Below are 17,228 nucleotides of genomic sequence, written 5' to 3' on the forward strand. Positions count from 1 at the left end.
GCAAAGCTTCACAGAGCTTCGATCTCAGATCGAGAAAACGAAACAGTAGGAATCCATGAAATTAATTTATTGTCTGTTTGCGGTTAGCTTGATTGCAGCAAGGACGGTCACTGCGGAGTCCTTCTGGATTGGTACATGGGCAGCAGCACCACTTCGTGCTGAACAAGCGCATGTTGATAAAGTCAGGATAGGAGAAGCAGAAAGGACTATCCGACAGACCATTCGCATCTCGCAAGGCGGTTCTGAGGTACGCATCTCTTTTACGAATGAATTTGGCCTTCTCCCGTTACAAATCAAGAACGTCCATGTTGCCATTCAGAAATCGAAAGACACTATCGATCCAGCATCAGATCATGCCGTGACGTTCGATAACCTTACGAATATTACGATCGCCCCAGGAGGTTATGTAACGAGTGACCCGATCAAGATGACTGCACCACCATTAAGCAGCCTTGAAGTAAGTGTCGTATTGCCCGAACAGAAAATTGATGGGATCACATTCCACGGCACAGCAGTTTCCAGCACATACATAGCCACTGGCGATCACGCTCAAGATCCATCGATTCCTGTTGCGGAGGTAACTCATTCCTGGTATTTCCTGAAGAACATCCAGGTGAAAAAGGAAAAGGGTTCTGCAGCGATTGTCGCAATCGGCGATTCGATAACAGATGGATCGTTCTCTGAATATGACGTGAACCATCGGTGGACTGATCGCTTGGCGGAGCGCTTGGTACACAATCGAGGGACAAAACATCTATCTGTTATGAATGCGGGCATTGGAGGAAACCGCCTACTACATAACTACATAGGCCAACGAGCGTTGGATCGATTTGATCGAGATGTATTATCGGCACCGGGCGTGAAGTACATCGTGCTGTTAGAAGGTATCAACGATATTGGCTTCACAGGCAAGCCGCGTGGAAAAGGGGATCAGATTACCATCGAAGAGCTTATTGCAGCAATGAAACAACTTATAGATCGAGCTCATGCAAAAGGGTTGGAAATTTTTGGAGCTACGCTGACTCCATATGAGGGCGCTCGCTACTCTACACCCGAAGGTGAACAGATGCGCCAGACCATGAATGCATTCATTCGCAAATCGGGTAATTTCGACGGTGTTATCGATTTCGATAAGGCGGTTCGCGACCCGGGCAATTCGACGGCACTGTTTGCAAAATATGATCACGGTGATCATTTGCATCCTTCCGATGCTGGCTACATAGCCATGGGAGATGCAATAGATCTGTCGCTCTTTTCAGTGAATCCGCAAAAAGCAAACAAGTCGGGTGATTGACATCCTGGGCGCCAATGTTTAGAGCAGTTTCAAGTGAGAACCTTCTCGAACAGATACTCTCCTCGTGCGCGCAGGACATTGGGAATTATATGGCGCCGTCATTGCCGCATTAATTCGAGCTCCGACGCAACAAAAACTGCCGCGAAAGGCCGATGACCTCTTCAGCGCAATATCCCGCACTACCTGGGACGATGGTCTGTCATACAAGGGGCGAAGTCCGTTCCCAAAAAAACGAATCCATTAGCTGCAACCTTCGGGACGGCTTACCCAGGTCGTTTAATATCTAGCCCAATCAGGGATCGCAGAAGGACTACGGCTATGAGTTTGCATCAACCTCCGCGCGGGAAGTCCGAGACATCGTCTCCGACAAGCGGCAGCGATGGTTTCGATTCGATACGAACACCCGTGTAACTCTTCCAGTGTCCGATCTCCCCAAAATAGGCTACGGGGATGCCAGAACAGATTTTCTGAGGCTGGGGAGGGAAATGCAAGATGCATCGGATCAAATACAGCAATCTGCAGTCCCACTTATTAAGGTCCTGCAGGCCGTGGCTGGAGCGGTGTCCAACAGAGTGCCAACGCGACATCTATAGAGAAGGCGGTCATTAAGTGCGCCAGCATAGGAGTTAGTGGCGTGCAGGGAGGCCCGCCAAAGTACTTATTTCTTCGTCGCAGTTTGCATAACTGGTCCCCCAGCAAAAAAGCGATTTTTGAATAGGCTGGCGTCGCCATTCTGAGACCGTGCATCTCGCACATTCCAATAGGCTTGGAAAATCATTTCATCAGCAAGGTAGCTCACGACCAATACACGACCACATCGAAGAGGCACCATATTACTCAAAACAGGGTAGTTATAAAGAAACATGAAAGCCTACCGAACAGGGAGGCTTATGATTGGTTTCTTGTAAGCTATTGATTCTAAATGGTGGCCAGAGACGGGATCGAACCGCCGACGCCGGCCTTTTCAGGGCTCGCCTCCCAATTTGCTAAGCGGTTTAGAATCAACATAAATACTTCAGAATGAGAGGATTGCAAGGACTAAAGATGTAGTACTGAGTGGCATAGATAGGTGCCTTTTGGTACGCAAAATGTGTCCTATATGTGTCCGAAACTTTTAAGTGTGGCTTGGGCACCTCTTGGTGTTGTCTTGACGATTATCGCATCGGCCCTCCGATGGAGGGCGGATGCGATAGTTCCTTGTTCCTCTCTCGAACTTGCCTGAAGCGTGTACGGCCTTCCCGCTCTCCACTACCTATTACAACTTTCCGAATTACATTATGTGTAATTCATGTATACTGAAATAGGAAGCTAAAGAGAGGCTGCACTTGCATGGATGTTCGTTTCAAAGATCCAAAGCTCGATCGGCTGGAGACGGATCCGACCTACGATGCCGGTTTCTCCCAAGCGATCGTGACGGCGTACCGGAGCAGGATGCAGGTCATCCGGGCAGCTTCGGACGAACGGGTCTTTTACAGCTTGAAGTCTTTGCATTTTGAAAAATTGAAGGGCAATCGCAGCTCCCAGCATTCGATGAGGTTGAACAAGCAGTGGCGTTTGATTATCGAGTTTGAAGGAGTAGCGCCCAACAAGCTCGTCGCGGTGATAAGCATCGAAGACTACCACTGAATGAAGCGAAAGAGGTGATGATCGTGGAGGTAATGGACAGAACTCCGGCTGAGGTATTTCCTCCGGGTGAGTTCATTCGGGAGGAGATTGAAGCGCGTGGATGGAGCCAGGTAGAACTTGCAGAGATTCTCGGGCGTCCTCCCCGCTTAGTAAGTGAACTGATTGCCGGCAAGCGGGCAATCACGCCGGAAACGGCGAAGGGATTGGGAGAGGCTTTCAATACCGGAGCACAGTTCTGGATGAACCTGGAAAGTTCGTACCGGCTTGCTCAGGTTAAGCAGGACAGCAGCAATTCAGTAGCGCGACGAGCGAAGCTGTACGAAAAAGCTCCGGTAAAAGAGATGATGCGGCGGTACTGGATTCAGCCGACCGAGAACATCGACGTTCTGGAGAAGAGTGTGATGGACTTCCTGCATATCAAATCTCTTGATGACCAACCGCAGTTGTTGCCTCACGCAGCACGGAAGTCCACTTCTTACATCGAACACACTCCTGCGGAGCAGGCGTGGCTCTTTCGTGCGCGACAACTCGCGCAGGCAGTGGATGTGAAGTCGTTCTCGGAGGCGTCCTTCACCACTGCTCTTGCACGGCTCAAAACCCTGTTGCGTGATCCTGAAGACGTGCGCCAGGTACCACGAGTCTTGGCCGATGCAGGCGTTCGGTTTCTGGTCGTTGAGACATTGCCACAAACCCGAATAGATGGCGCGTGTCTCTGGCTGAATGACAAATCCCCGGTAATCGCAGTGTCACTACGGTTTGATCGCATCGATGGATTCTGGCATACGCTTTTGCACGAGTGCGCACATGTGAAACATAAAGATGGCCTGGAAGCTGGAGGTCTACTCGACTTGGATCTAGTAGGAGAAGGCTCTGGCACCGGCGAAGAAAAACCTGCAATTGAAAAGCGCGCTGATGACTTCGCTGCTAACTTCTCGATTCAGAAAAGCGACCTCGACAATTTCATTTTGAGAGTTCGGCCGCTCTTCTCGAAGACGAAGATTCAAGGCTTATCAGCTCGGCTGAATGTTCATCAAGGTATAGTCGTCGGCCAACTCCAACATCGCAAAGCAATCCCATATTCGCATAGTCGGGAAATGCTAGCGAAGGTACGACACATCGTGACCGAAGCAGCACTGACGGATGGGTTTGGCAGTTTTTTGACAACAGCGGTTTGATCTCAAACTGTGAGGAACGATATGTCCTATAACGAACAGCTCCAGCGAATTGTGAAGAAGTATGAGGACGCAGGAAATCCTCTTCCAGCCACTGCACACGATATTGCAATTTGGGCCATTGAGCAGGGCCTATGGCAACCGCAGCGTTCGACTGTCGTGGATCGCTGCGCGGAGGAGATCGCTCGCGCAATGCGCGAAGAGCATATCACCGATCCTCAAGGTCGTCGCGTCCGCGTGAAGCATGTTGCGACAGTGGAACGAAACGGAAGGCAGGCGGCGTTTTGGGCGGATATGCGCACGGCGCCGCGCGAGCACATGGAAATCGCGTTCCAGCAACGCCGGCAGCAGATTGTCGGGGACTGTCGACAATTGAAATGGGATGTGGATAGCTACAACCAGAACCACAATGACGGCGAGTCACTTCAGATGGTTTTTGACTTCACACTCGATTTGGAGGAAATTGAGGCGCTTGCTGCCATTGCCTGATTTGAGGCTTACTTGCGTAGCTACATTTTTTGAAGGAGGAACGAAATGAAAGAACCCGGACTGGATAATCGACATCGCGATAAGAATCCGCCTAAGGCCGGCGAGATTCAGCAAAAGCGCAGTGACACACTGAATAAAAACCTGCCGAAGCCAATTCCGCAGTTTTCACCCAATGCGAAGCTTGGAACCATGCGCGTGGAAACAGGTAAAACAAGCGTGGAGGCAGTTCGAAGAGCGGCCAAACGATTGCGGCCATAACGCTCGCTCGTCCCGTGGTCAAGCAATCGACCATTTCAATAATCAATTGATTCTTCTGAGGCTGAACTCCAAAGCATTCCCGGAACGGTCTCGGTGATTTGCCGATGGTTGAGTTCTCGTTCCCGCAACGCTTTCTCGGCCAGATTACGATCCTCATTGCGGTTCAACGGACCTTGACTACCAGAGCTTCTCGAACGGCGAGGATGACACGATTTATGAAGTAACGTGCAAAGAGTGTGGACACCGGACCACATCCTAACGATGGGATGGCTCAGACTTGCGCGCCTCTCATCAACGCGGAGAAGCTGATCGCCGGATATAAGCTCTGAGTTCTACGGTAATTTGGTTTGGGATTCTTCTTCTGACGAAGTGTCAGCAAGCCGGTGCTTTCCTCTCGGCAGGAAGAAATTGGCGCGAATCAGGGCAATTGCAGGCTGAATCTTCTTAGAACCGTTGCTTTCTTTGATCGAGAACTCGCGATTTTCGTGGAGCAATTCGTGCAGTGCCAACGCCGTCTCCAGCGTATTCAGAAGCCGCACGATTTCGGTCTTCGTGTTGGGCGGTTCGGTTCTTCCGTGTTGAACGCCATGCCGGGAGAGACCAGCAGAATCAGGAATGTTTAAGGGCAGATTCCCCCAGAGCAGCTTCACGACCTTGAGCAGGGACAGCCAGATCGCGGCGCAGAAAAGATCTTCCTGCGCTTTCTCGGCGATCACACCCTTAGCCCGAAGTGTCTTCGGGACATCTGTAGACGCGTGGAGAGATTCTGGGTTCAGGGTCTGTATGACCCTCTCTAGCATCGCAATAAGATTCGGAACAGCGATGGCGTAGTCTGCTCGCCGTATAGCTCGGAAACATTGCGGCAGCACAGTCTGAAACTCCGAAAGATGCGGATCGGTACAGAGCCGCGCTTCCATTTGCGACCAATCGGAATCCATTGAGTCGAATCGTTGGACCAGATAGGCCGCGGCAGCTTCACCATCTGGTGAGCGAAGAAAATCGATGAGTTCCGAAACCGTGAGTTCGGTAGGGACAGTCCAGCCACAATCAGCCAGCCGCTCCACCTCTCCAAGCATCTCCGCGAACCGTTGGGAGGCCTCGTCCATTTCGACGAGGAAAGTACCTACCTTCGCTCCCACTTCTTGGACCGCTTGGCCAACACGTAGGAACGTTTCGCGGTTATCTTCAACCCAAGTAAACCAAGCGTGGCGAACCATTTCGATCTGCTGAAACAATGGCTGGAGATAAGGAGCAAGAACGGTTTCCAATTCTGATGGCGGAAGATTAGCAGCCTTGCGGAGCTCGGCATCAATTTGCGCCTTCAACTCTGCTCCGAGATTTCGTTGCTCATTCATTCTGATACCAACTATTGCTGTGATTCCACTGCTCGATCGTGCTTCGATTCTCTTATAGAACAGCAGGGGGCGCCACCTAACCAAAGCTGCACCGGCCAACTCGAACCCGGCGTTCGCCCGACGCGGCACCCCAAAGATCCCCTAATCGCCCAGCATGCCCCTCCCATGTCGTGGCTTGCTCTGCCCAGCACACGCCGCGCGGCCCTTATAACTCACGGCCAGCGACGTCCCTAACCACGTCGCGCAAAAAGCGTCTCGGCGTCAGGTCGAGTGCCTTCGTGCCGCGCATGCCCACCCTAGGCCTCATCCCGTTGTCGTAGAAAAAGCGCAGTCCACCCATTAATTGGCGTAACGTGTCGAGGGTCTCCCCAAGCTCCACCCTGTTCGTCTGTTCAAACATTGCGCGGGCGTCAATCCCAGCGGGCCGGTGCCCGTAGTAGGAGTTTCTGATAGGTGAGTAGATTGTCTCGATTCGGCGTAGATGGCTTGAGACCTCCGTCTTCAAGAACCGGAAATCTGTACCGCTGCCGGGGATCCAAGCGCTTGCCAATAAATGACTCGTAAGACTGTCCGTTAGGCCTCGCTTCGCAAGCCTCCGCCCCAAAGCGTCCGTTGAGAAGAATTCGGGATGGTTCATTGCGCCATTAAGTACGCGCGTAACATTGACGGTATCGGACGAATTGTCGCAAAGCCTGCCCAAGCCCATAAACATTGACTCTTGCAGGCAAGCCCGAAAGACGTTCCAGAACAACGGCGTTTTATTGAACGCTGCGAGCGCGATCTCGCTTTCATTGCTGAGTCGGAAGAGTTCCTCAAGGAAATTGAATACGTCGAGAACATGGGTCAGTTGATTGTCTATGTGCTCCAACTCCCTAATCCAATCTGCTTCGGTTAGTTCCCTAATTGGATTCAGCTTTCCTAAATTCTTCCTATTTCCCATTCCAAAATCCTCTTGTCTGTGGACCTGGCTTGGCCAACTGCGGTTTGTCACTTAAGCGTCTGATAGCGTCGAATATATCCAGCCAGCTCTTTTTTCGGCAGCCGGACTGCCGGGTCTGCCGCAAGTTGTGAGAGTGCCTTGTGGAGCTGTGCCGCCGAAGAGAGCTTGCCTTCGAAGAGTTGATCACAGACCCAGAGCACGCCGTGCACTTCGATACGGCTGCTCTCCGCCAGCGACCGAAGCTCTAAATCTCCAGTGAGCAAGATACAGCCGGAGTGTGTCTCGGCGAGAGCAAACGCGAATCCATCGTGAATGCTGAGGCGTGGCCGAGCACGAATGACATCGCGCGCCCGAGAGACCTGCGGTCCCGGCAGGTCCACTACTTTCAGGCCCGCCTCAAACAGAACTTTCTTCTCTCTTGCGGTGAAGCTTAGAAGCTCTTCTTCGAATAGAGTGTTGGGGATGAGAATCTCGAACGGCAGGCGGAGAAAGCCCGCCAGCAGAGCGGCCTTGCGCAGATCAATGAGGCAGCTGGTGTCACTGATGATGATCCGCATGGTCGATCTGCGGTCCTTTCAGGCCGGCCTCGACCTTCGGTAGGGGGATTCTCAGCAGTTCGGCCGCCTTACTCAGCGACACGAAGTTCTCGGCAAGTGCGCGATAACAGAGGCGTTCAAAGCGCCTGGGGCGCTCCCGCTCGCCGCGGATCTTCTCTTCCTCAAGCTCCTCGGGCTCGTGAGTTCGCCAGCCGCGTGCGATCGTCTGGAAAGCGTAGGTCAGAATGGACTCGTTGATTACGCCTATCTGTTTGAGGCGCATGAGCAATGCTGCTCCGCTAACGCGGTAGAGCCGTTTTAGCGCGATGAGTTCCTTGTAGCCCAGAGCGTTGCGCTGCTTGCCCACCTCGCGCAGCAGGTGCTCTTGTGGCATCAGAAAGGCACCGGCAAAAAGGTTGGCGGCCTTCTCTTCTTCTTTGTCGGGAAGGCTGGTTGGGTCGATGACGCGGTGGGCGAGCTCGTGGGCCAAGGTCAGCCGTCGGCGTTCGAGCGAGAACTGCCGGTTTACGACGATGACCGGCAGACCGGGAGAGCCTTCCTCTCTCGCTACGATGCAGGTGAATCCGGAGACACGATCGGGCAGATCGACGATGAGGACCTTGAGCCCCTTCTCTTCGAGCAACTCGGTCATATTGGGGATCGGGTCGGTGCCGAGCATCCACTTCGACCGGACCTCGCGGGCGAGGCCTTCGGAGTCTTCGATTCGCTGAAGTTTTTTGAGGGTCGCGAAGGGCGGCTTCCACTCTGCGCTGTCGAGGTCGAGAATATGCTCGATCTGGAGGTAGCGCTCGATCCATTCGAGGACTTCGGTCTCAACGGTCGCGCGATCAGCCGAGGTGGTATTGGCCTTAGTGCGAAACTCGACGCCGGAGAGCACAAGTCCTTGGGTATCCATGAGGTAAGTGACGGATACTTCGAGGGCTTTAGCTAGCGCGATTAGGACACCGGAGCTGGGAATGTCCTCTCCCCGTTCATACTTGCCGATGGCCTGCGCGGTGACCCGGTTGTCCATCTTAGCGGCCAGATCCCGTAGCGAGAAGCCTGCCTTGCGGCGGGCGAGCAGGATGCGGTCAGCAATCATAGGGCGTCTCCGTCGGTTTACAAATGCAAACCATCTGTATTTACTGTAAACTATTATGTGAACATGCTCCGTAACTACGAAAGTACCTTGCCGCATTCATTTCGGCGCACCTGGATTACCGGATCAATGGAAATAGCAGCATGGAATACAGGCACAAATCCGATTCGGAGCACGCAATGGACCGACTCATTCGGTCCGACATTTTGCCGCACGTCGTCGAGCTTACAGAGGCAATGCCCGCGCTCGCGGCACTGTGGCCTCGGGTTCTTCAGATGCGACTTGTCTTCGACGCGAACCGTGTTCACGCCGAACTGCGCTGGCGCCTGACGCGGCGAAAGAACCCCTCGGATCGCAGCGCCATCCATGAAGCAATCGTTGCGGGTGTGGTGGTCCTTTTTGCGCCGGAACAACTGAAAAGCGAAATAGCAAAATACCTCGAAGACATTGCGGAAGACACCGGTGTCTCGGTCGCGGATGTGCAGCGGGAATGGGAACTCTTCCAGAAGCACCTCTGTTTCTATGAACCGAAGAGTCGGCCTTCCTCCGCTGAATCGTATGCGGATGTCGATGACTTCCCGTACCTCGCGACTTTGCGCGAGGTGGACACGCAGGCTGTCTACACCTCGGACCGTCATCTGGCCGCGATGCACGCTCCGGTTGTCTCCGCTTTTATCGACACCCACCTGCGCGACTACGCCCGCGCAAGCAGCGTTCAGATTGTGCTGCAACTAGGCTCATCATTTTCCGTGATCGTGAGCTGGGAGTTTCTCTGCGCTGCCTACCGCCTGTTTACCCGTTCTATCCAGGCACTGAAACGGCTCCCGCCTGCAGCACAAGTGGTCCTGGCAGGAGTCACCGCCGCTGCTGTCCTTAACCCGAAGAGCCGGGAAAAGCTCATTGCCGGCTGGAACTCGCTCTTTCATTCCGAGGCCGCCGCTCTCGTTTGGAAGGCGATCAACCATCTCGTGCTGACGGCGGACGCGGCGAAGCGAGACGTCGACAATCACTATTCGCATCTGCATACGGTCGTTCCGGCACAGCAACGGCGGCCTTTGCTCCATCACATCCGTGCGGTCTGCGTTGCGGCCGGTTCGGGAATAAACCTTGATGAGTTGGAGCGTCGCGTCCGGCGGGGTGGATATGAAAGCCGGTCGAAGACATCTCGGCAGTACCTTTGCCGAATTCTTCGAAGTGATGAATCGTTCATCGAACTAGCGCCTGGGCTGTGGTCGCTTCGCACCACATCGGGCTCGCCGAATTGAGATGAGCGTGCCCGCTCGATCCTGGCTATTTAGTGCCTGGTACTTGGCGGCGCACAGGAAGTGTAGAAAGCAGCCAGATCATGACTGAAATCGAAACATATCTCCGGTATCAGGATGTCTTCGGGACGGCGTCGAGCCTTGGGCAGTTTGAGACGCTGATGCGCGCGCTCGATCTCGGCCTTATGCTCCGACTCTTCTCTCCGGTCAACACTATATGTGCGCGCAGGGGCCTGCCGAACCGCGACCAGGCGCAACTCGGGCTCATTCGAGAGTTGTTCGATGAGGCTACAGCGCGGAAGACGCTTGCGTATGGAACCAGCAGTGGTCGCGGCATCACCGTCTTCCATCGAAAGCAATGCCTGTTCATCTTGCGTGAAGCGATGCGGCTGTGTCCCGACCTGCCCGGGATGCAGCCCGCAGATATTCGGGAATCGCTTGCGCTGGTCAGCCTCATGGCAAACGACCACGTATCCGCGACGTCCCAGCAGGGCACCTCAGCGCTCGACCAGATTGCAGCTCTGATGTGCGACTTCATTCCTGTAACGGAGGCGAATGAACTCAGGTTCGAGATGGCATCTGTCTCGCGGATGCACAAGATAGTCCATGACATCGCACCGGCGCGAGCACAGGAGCCGGCTTACTTTGATATCGGCCAACTGTTTGAACAGGCAAGCAGGCTTCCCCTGACGACGTACGAGGCCCTCAGTCTCGCTATCATGCCCCGTGTCATTAAAAGTGCTGTCGATGTTCTGACCCACTCGCCTGACTACGGCGTTCATATAAACTTCTTCGACCAAACGCAACTCTCTGAGAGTCAGCGCGATGCGTTCTTTCGTCTGCTGGCGAGGACCCCAGATGAGTTCCGGGCGCGCGTGGAGGGCCGGGTTCCTTCTCTCAGTGATTTCACGATCTTTAAGGAGACACCCTTCCTGCGTAACCCGGATCGGCTCGTCCCGATGGACATGACCGCTTGCATGGAAAAATTTGAAGCCTCCGTCTTCTGGACGATCTTCCGGTCACTCCCCGAGAAGCAGAAGGAACCCTTTACGTCCTTCTGGGCGACTGTCTTCGAGGACTACATCGACTGGCTGCTGACCAATTCCGTTGATCAATCGCTGAACCGTTTTTATCCGTCGCCCCGGTACGCCGATGGCGGCCGCGAAGAGGTCTGCGATGGCATTGTTGTCTCCGGGACAACGGCCATTTTTATCGAGTGCAAGGGAGGTTTCATCCGCGGAGACGCCAAGTATGGAGGCGACCCGGCCGCGTTGAGGGTTGAGATTGAAAAGAAGTACGTCACACCGAAAGGTGTTTTTCAGATTGCCAAGGCCATCCGCACGGCAACGACTCGCGCAAACCAGCGCCCGATCGAGGGAGTGGACCTGAGTCGAGTTACGACAATCATGCCCGTGCTGATCACCCGCGATGACATCGGAGACGGGTTCTATGTCAACACGTATTTGAACGCTCGGTTCCAGGACGCGAAAAGAGAGCTGGACATTTCGAAAGCCATCGGGCCTGTTTACTGCACGCAGCTGATCTGCATGTCGGTGGATGTCATCGAGAAGCTAACGCCCTATCTCATCGATACCCGCCTTTCGGGAATACTCGCGGACCGTATGATGTCTGATCGGGATTTGAGTGCTCCTTTTTTTATGAAGCCACTCTCTTCGCTTTCGGCGAAGGGCACCCGGCCGCCACACCTCTTGAGAGAGCTCAATGCGGAGCTCAGCAGGGTTGCTGCGGCATTTCTCAAGGTTGAACCAACGAGCGAGCGTGACGCTGCCTGATAGAAGCGCCAAGCGATTTGCAGGCAAGGATGATGGGGTTTACGGGAAATGGCAACAGATCTCACCACCGAGGATAGCAAGACGTTGAGGGAAAGCTCATCAGCTGCCGCGACTGGCGGCAAAGGCTATACCTTTGCTGATAAGGTGGCCGCAGGTTTCCTCGTGCAGATGCTTGCCCGTGCTTTCCCGCTCGAAGCGACGCTGGGGTTTATCGCCGAGCTTCATTTCGAAACGAAGGAGTCCGGCAGGAACCTAGACGACCTTCACCTGGTCCTTCAGAACAGCGCCGGTGTTGCCCGCTGGTCCGTCTCCATCAAAAGCAATCGGCAGCTTTCGGGGAATGGGTTCAACAATACGCTGGTGGGTGATCTCTGGGCGGATTGGAGAGGGGAACGAGGCGCCAGCTTCGACCCAAGCTCTGACGTATTCGGGCTGATCACGGGCACGGTTGCTGATGGACCACTGCATGATTGGGAGGAACTGCGGCAGGAGGCAGCAGACCCGACGCCAGTGCGATTCCTGCAACGGATCGATGGTGAGAAGCAGATCTCCGCAGCAAAGAAGAAGATATTTTCCAGTCTTTACCCGACCGTAAGCCCCAACCAGGCACAGCGCGAGGCCACCGTGCGTCTGGCGGCACGGCTGCACGTGCTGCGCTTCGATAAAAACCTGGAAGAGGGGCGTTATATCAATCAGTGCGCCTTGTTAGTTTCTTCGGGCAGTGTCGAAGAGGGCACAAAGCTATGGAATGCGCTCTGTCAGCTTGCGGCGGACAATCGCGGCACCGGCGGATATTTTGATCTGCAAAAACTGTTGCAACGTCTTCGCGGCACCTTTGACCTGGTTGAGTACCCCGACTTCAGGGCGGACTGGGCGCGACTGGACGCGATCAGCGGAGACAATCTAGCGAACGTGAGGTCGGTCCTTGGTTCGGGCATTCATTTCGATCGAACTTCCGAACTTGCCGCTATCTCAGAGAGCATCGGCGAACACAGGATCACCTTCGTGGCCGGCGAGTCCGGCTCCGGCAAGTCTTCCCTCATCGCGCAGCTTGCACGCGAACCTGGCAGGTTCGGCCACACTCTCTGGCTGACGCCAGCCCAACTGTCGAAGACGAGCCAGACCGAGATCGCAACGAGCAATGGCCTGCGGCACACGCTGCTCGAGTTGGTCCGCTCCTCCTCTCGGAGTTCCTCGCTTCTGGTGATTGATGCGTTGGAGAAGTTCGAAGGTGAAGCCCGGTCGCGGGTCATTGAGCTGCTCCGCACAGTTTCTGAGAGAGGCTTTGCCGGATGGAAGGTCGTCATCTCCGGGCATCTTCAATCATGGGAGAAAGCGCAGGGTCTCCTCCGAGAAGCCGGTGTCACTGACTTCGTCAAGACCGATCTTGAACTGCCAAGCATCGCGGCGATCCGGAGTGCGGTTCAAAAGGTTCCGGGAATCAATTTGCTGCTGTTTCGTCAGGAACTGCAGCAAATCCTACGCAATCTCATGGTGCTGGATTGGGTCTTGCGGACCAACGTAGTCCAGAGCTTGTCGAACGAACCCGGAGGGCGGATCGGAGAGACCGGTCTGATCAACCTGATCTGGGAGCACTGGATTGGGAAGGATCGAAGGCTCCAACGCGACAGACTCCTTCGCGAGCTGGGCGAGCACGAAGGGGAAAAGCTGAGCGGCGCGGTGAGCGTCGATGCCATCCAAGACGTCCAGCTCCTCGACCTGCTTGAGACTTTGTCGAATGAGGACCTCGTCAGGATTACCCTGCCGACGGTGCGGTTCACCCACGACCTCATGGGTGATTGGGCACGGTTCCGCGCCCTGTCCAATCTTGACGGGAATTCGATCGCAAGAATCCGGACGGTCGTCCAAAGCCCTCGTTGGAATCGTGCCATACGGCTCTATGCTCAATCCCTACTTGAGGGGAAGGCGGACCTCGCCGACTGGAATAAGGCCCTAGCTGACCTCGATGCGCTGGATGCGGAATCGAAGGTGACAAAGGACCTCTTCCTGGAGGCGCTGATCTTCGCGACCGACGCGATACCGTTGTTGGAGGCAGCTTGGACGAATCTCATAGCCGATAAGGGGAAGCTCCTTAATCGGCTGATGGATCGGCTACTCTTTGTGGCCTCGTTCCCGGACCCACGGCTTCGTTCCTTCGTATCCGAGGAGAATGCTCAGGCATCGGAATCCTGGTTCCGCATTCCCATGCCGCTCCATTGGATTCCCGCTCTTTTCATTTTCTCGGCACACGCGGAAGATGTCGCGACGCTTGCCCTGAAAAAAGGGGCTGAGGTCTGTACGCTCTACTTGCGGAACATGCCGGCAGAGATGCCTGGTAGAAAGGAAGCGGCACATCTTGCGTTTGCTCTGGCTCGCGAACTTCAAGATCAAGTAGCGGCGTGGCCTTATTCCGGACGGGACAGCAAGGTCGTTTACGAGGCGATGCTGTTTGGAGCCGCTGAGGATCCTGACAGCGTAGCCCAGGTGGCCCTCGAAATTGCAGGTCGCAGGGCGGAGCCGGATCACGCAGTAAATCGCCGCGACCGCGCGGAAGAAGAGGCGGCAGCGCGCGAAGCGCGTTGGAGAGAGGAGCATCCGGAAGAGTACGAACAGCGCAGGATCTCTGTGGCATCCCTGCCGGGGGGCAGTTACTTCCCGAGTCGCAGACGATCGCCACTGCCCGATGGGCCGCAACGACGCATTCCCGAGGGTTTCCGCAGCGCGGTTATGGATTGGAGCGCCCTGACGTCTCTGATGCTACTCCGGCCGGATGCAGCGAAGGAGATTCTCCTGGCCGTCTGTCTAGAGGACCCAGGACACCGTGACCAAGAAGGGCCGATTCGCTCTTTTGGTCTTGAACATTGGCTGAACGGCTATCCCCCTATCTACTTCAAGGGTCCTTTCTACACCTTTCTTCAGCAATCGCCTCAGGCCGCTCTGGAGACGATCGTGAAGCTCTCGAATATTGTCACGGAACAAGGGCTGAGAGCCGAGCGAGTCGACCCGCTCAACGCCGACGATCGCGAGCGCTGCGCCCTCAAATTCACGGTCAAGGGGCGGACCGTCTATTGGTTCGGCAACGGACAAATCTACTATCTCCATCGGGGCGGGCGTCTCAATGATGATGTCCTTGTCTGCGCCCTTATGGCGCTTGAGAAGTGGTTGTACGACGAGCTGAGTGCCGGCCGGGAGATCGACAACTACGTTCAGTACATCTTCGAGAACGCCACATCCCTTGCTTTCGCGGGGATTCTGGTATCGGTCGGCTTGTATCACCCTGCGTTGTTTCACGGTTGCCTACGGCCACTTTTAGGAAACATGCACATCTATGAATGCCAGAGCCACGCGGCGTTGAATGAGAGCTCCGAACCGTGGAGGATTTCCTTTGCCGGGCGGCCGCAACAAGAGATCCAGCTCGCTATTCAGTGGAACCGGATGCCGCACCGCTGCGTCCTTCTTCGTGATCTGGTGCCAAGACTCCTTGTTGAGAACACTGAAACGCAGACGTATCTCAAGGAATGCGCGGCAGAGTGGGAAGCAACTGTGAAGCCGACGACCGACGACGACAAGGAGAGTTTCACGTTGTTCCTTGCCCGATTCAAGCCCGAAACCTATGTGCTGACACCGCGACCGGACAACATGATCGAGATCAGGCCGACTCTGCCAGACGAGGTTGAGCAGAAGAGGCAGGAGTCGCAGGCAGAGGCTGAGTTCCGCTTGTTATCGCACGGCATGGCGCTGCAGGCCCGCCAGATCCTCAACACCGGGGAAAGCCTGACCGCAGACAAGCTACCAGAGTTCTTTCAGCAGCTCCAGAGGATACATCAACCCGAGTATCCGGATTCTAGTGAGGACGAAATGCGGATTCGCCTTCAATCGATTGCTGGCGGACTCGCAGTGCTTTTCATCTACCACCGAGCGTGGTTGTCGGTCAACGAGGGCATGCAACAGTGGTGCTTCGATGCGTTGAGGAATCTGCAGGACGCCCCTACCGAAGAGCATGAGGGGCCCGAGTCCGGCAATATGGGGATCTGCGTCGAAACCTTTCTCGGCGAACTTGGCGTCTTCCTCCTGCAGGAACGACAGGACGAGTGGGTCAAGCGGTTGGCGTTTGAAGGAGTGACAGGCTTTTATTACCGCTCAACACGTTTGTCGATGGGGAGAGCATACCTTTGCCGAGAAGGACTCGGCGAGATCTTTGATGAACTGATCTCCGTCGTTCTGCTATGGTCTGCTCTCAGGCGCGGCGCAACGCGGAAAACAGGGCGATACACCCAACGGCCGGTTCTTCCTGGCTATAAGTCGGCTCTCTGTGCACGTTTCCTCGACGGCAGACTCAAGCGGCGTCCGGTCACGGTCGCGATGGCTACTCGTCTCGGGGCAAACCTCGTTGAACGCGTCGAGCGGCTTGACCCCTCAGAGATCGCCAGGAGGCAGTGGGAGAAGCAACGCAAAGCCTTCGACAAGAAGGATCGGGACCGCGATGCAAGCCGCGAAATGGCGCAGGTCGATTATGAGGTGATCGTCGCCGGATTTTGCTTCCTTTCACTCGAATTGACTTCCGGTGAGCAGACCGACCGGAGTCGCGCCACGGGATATATCCGGCAACTCTTCGATCTTGAGATGACGACTCTCCCCATTCTCGAGGGAGAAGACGAAGGGAGAGAGGTCGGCGGCACACCCTATGAGTTTGATCGCTGGATACTCGGTTTGGCAGCCGAACTGCTCGCCACTGTCACCTCGCAGGACCAGGCGCGGGCGATTTATGAACCAGTGTTGCGCCGCGGACCTGCTGCCCACTATTGGACGCGCGATTTTCTTCAATCCTGGATGACCAGCGCACTCCCGCGGATGTCTGACCATAAGCTCTTTGCCGAGATCTGGCAGGGTATGGTGGACTACACGTTTTCGCTTCCGCTATGGGTGGGAAGAAGGCCCGGCATTTGGTTCCATGCCGAGGACCTGTCCGTCGATCTCATGGGCTTGCGCACCGACGCGGTGAAGGTCTTCGGTCGTAAAGAATATGCCGACCTTACAAGGGTAATGGCGCCGACGTTCAAAGGGTGGGGCGATCAGTGGTTGAAGTTCGGTCGCGTCGCGGCATGGTTTGCCAATTATCTCGCCACAGAGTCTGGAAGGTCTCTTCTTCCCCAAGGTATCCAGCAGCTTAGCGAGGTTGTGGGTTTCTTTAGTGAACGTGATTGGGAGGAAGGAGGGCTGCCGCTGACTCTTACGTCTGCCTTGGCTGCGGGCTGGCGGTACGCCTCCAGTGAGATTACAGCAGATGCGGCCCTAAGAGAGGCTTACCTTCGCATCCTGATGGAGCTCTGTTCCCGCTCTGTCGCAGAAGCGATCCATCTGAGGGACCGCATCTCGCACATCATTCCGATGGGCTAATGCACGA

Annotated in this window: 12 protein-coding genes; 8 read left to right on the top strand and 4 right to left on the bottom strand. The window is 55.1% G+C overall.

Features of this window, described 5'->3' with window-relative positions; translation table 11 throughout:
• The first annotated feature begins 55 nt into the window (after positions 1-55).
• The 5 genes from H7846_RS05195 to H7846_RS05215 all read left to right on the top strand — a co-directional run bounded on the left by H7846_RS05195 (position 56) and on the right by H7846_RS05215 (position 4,839).
• On the top strand, positions 56-1,294 hold the full coding sequence (locus tag H7846_RS05195) for an SGNH/GDSL hydrolase family protein (protein ID WP_186695446.1): 1,239 nt from the start codon (positions 56-58) through the stop codon (positions 1,292-1,294).
• A 1,329-nt stretch (positions 1,295-2,623) separates the two neighbouring features.
• Complete coding sequence (locus H7846_RS05200) at positions 2,624-2,920, top strand: type II toxin-antitoxin system RelE/ParE family toxin (RefSeq protein ID WP_186695447.1); 297 nt, start codon at positions 2,624-2,626, stop codon at positions 2,918-2,920.
• 17 nt (positions 2,921-2,937) lie between these two features.
• Complete coding sequence (locus tag H7846_RS05205; protein WP_186695448.1) at positions 2,938-4,095, top strand: HigA family addiction module antitoxin; 1,158 nt, start codon at positions 2,938-2,940, stop codon at positions 4,093-4,095.
• Positions 4,096-4,116: 21 nt separating this feature from the next.
• The gene (locus tag H7846_RS05210) at positions 4,117-4,581 is read left to right on the top strand and encodes a hypothetical protein (RefSeq protein WP_186695449.1); all 465 of its coding nucleotides are present in this window, start codon (positions 4,117-4,119) and stop codon (positions 4,579-4,581) included.
• Between the two features lie 45 nt (positions 4,582-4,626).
• Positions 4,627-4,839, top strand: coding sequence for a hypothetical protein (locus tag H7846_RS05215; protein WP_186695450.1), 213 nt, complete (start codon positions 4,627-4,629; stop codon positions 4,837-4,839).
• Positions 4,840-5,171: 332 nt separating this feature from the next.
• Here H7846_RS05215 and H7846_RS05220 read toward each other — a convergent pair whose 3' ends face one another.
• From H7846_RS05220 to H7846_RS05235, 4 genes are all read right to left on the bottom strand, one after another.
• Positions 5,172-6,164 (bottom strand): hypothetical protein, encoded by a 993-nt coding sequence (locus tag H7846_RS05220; RefSeq protein ID WP_186695451.1) that lies wholly within the window; start codon positions 6,162-6,164, stop codon positions 5,172-5,174.
• A 235-nt stretch (positions 6,165-6,399) separates the two neighbouring features.
• Positions 6,400-7,134 carry an AbiU2 domain-containing protein gene (locus H7846_RS05225; RefSeq protein WP_186695452.1) on the bottom strand — a complete coding sequence of 245 codons (735 nt, stop codon included), beginning with the start codon at positions 7,132-7,134 and terminating at the stop codon, positions 6,400-6,402.
• Between the two features lie 47 nt (positions 7,135-7,181).
• Complete coding sequence (locus tag H7846_RS05230) at positions 7,182-7,691, bottom strand: PIN domain-containing protein (protein WP_186695453.1); 510 nt, start codon at positions 7,689-7,691, stop codon at positions 7,182-7,184.
• Positions 7,672-8,772, bottom strand: coding sequence for a helix-turn-helix domain-containing protein (locus H7846_RS05235; protein WP_186695454.1), 1,101 nt, complete (start codon positions 8,770-8,772; stop codon positions 7,672-7,674). Before H7846_RS05235 ends, H7846_RS05230 begins: the two co-directional genes overlap by 20 nt.
• A gap of 176 nt (positions 8,773-8,948) precedes the next feature.
• Between H7846_RS05235 and H7846_RS05240 the strand changes: the two genes are divergently transcribed.
• The 3 genes from H7846_RS05240 (at position 8,949) to H7846_RS05250 (ending at position 17,221) form a co-directional block, all read left to right on the top strand.
• The gene (locus H7846_RS05240; RefSeq protein WP_186695455.1) at positions 8,949-10,034 is read left to right on the top strand and encodes a PIN domain-containing protein; all 1,086 of its coding nucleotides are present in this window, start codon (positions 8,949-8,951) and stop codon (positions 10,032-10,034) included.
• 80 nt (positions 10,035-10,114) lie between these two features.
• Positions 10,115-11,824, top strand: coding sequence for a hypothetical protein (locus H7846_RS05245; RefSeq protein ID WP_186695456.1), 1,710 nt, complete (start codon positions 10,115-10,117; stop codon positions 11,822-11,824).
• A gap of 48 nt (positions 11,825-11,872) precedes the next feature.
• The gene (locus H7846_RS05250; protein ID WP_186695457.1) at positions 11,873-17,221 is read left to right on the top strand and encodes a DEAD/DEAH box helicase family protein; all 5,349 of its coding nucleotides are present in this window, start codon (positions 11,873-11,875) and stop codon (positions 17,219-17,221) included.
• The last annotated feature ends 7 nt before the right edge of the window (positions 17,222-17,228 follow it).

Source organism: Edaphobacter sp. 4G125 (assembly GCF_014274685.1).
In the GTDB taxonomy this organism is placed as follows: Bacteria; Acidobacteriota; Terriglobia; order Terriglobales; family Acidobacteriaceae; genus Edaphobacter.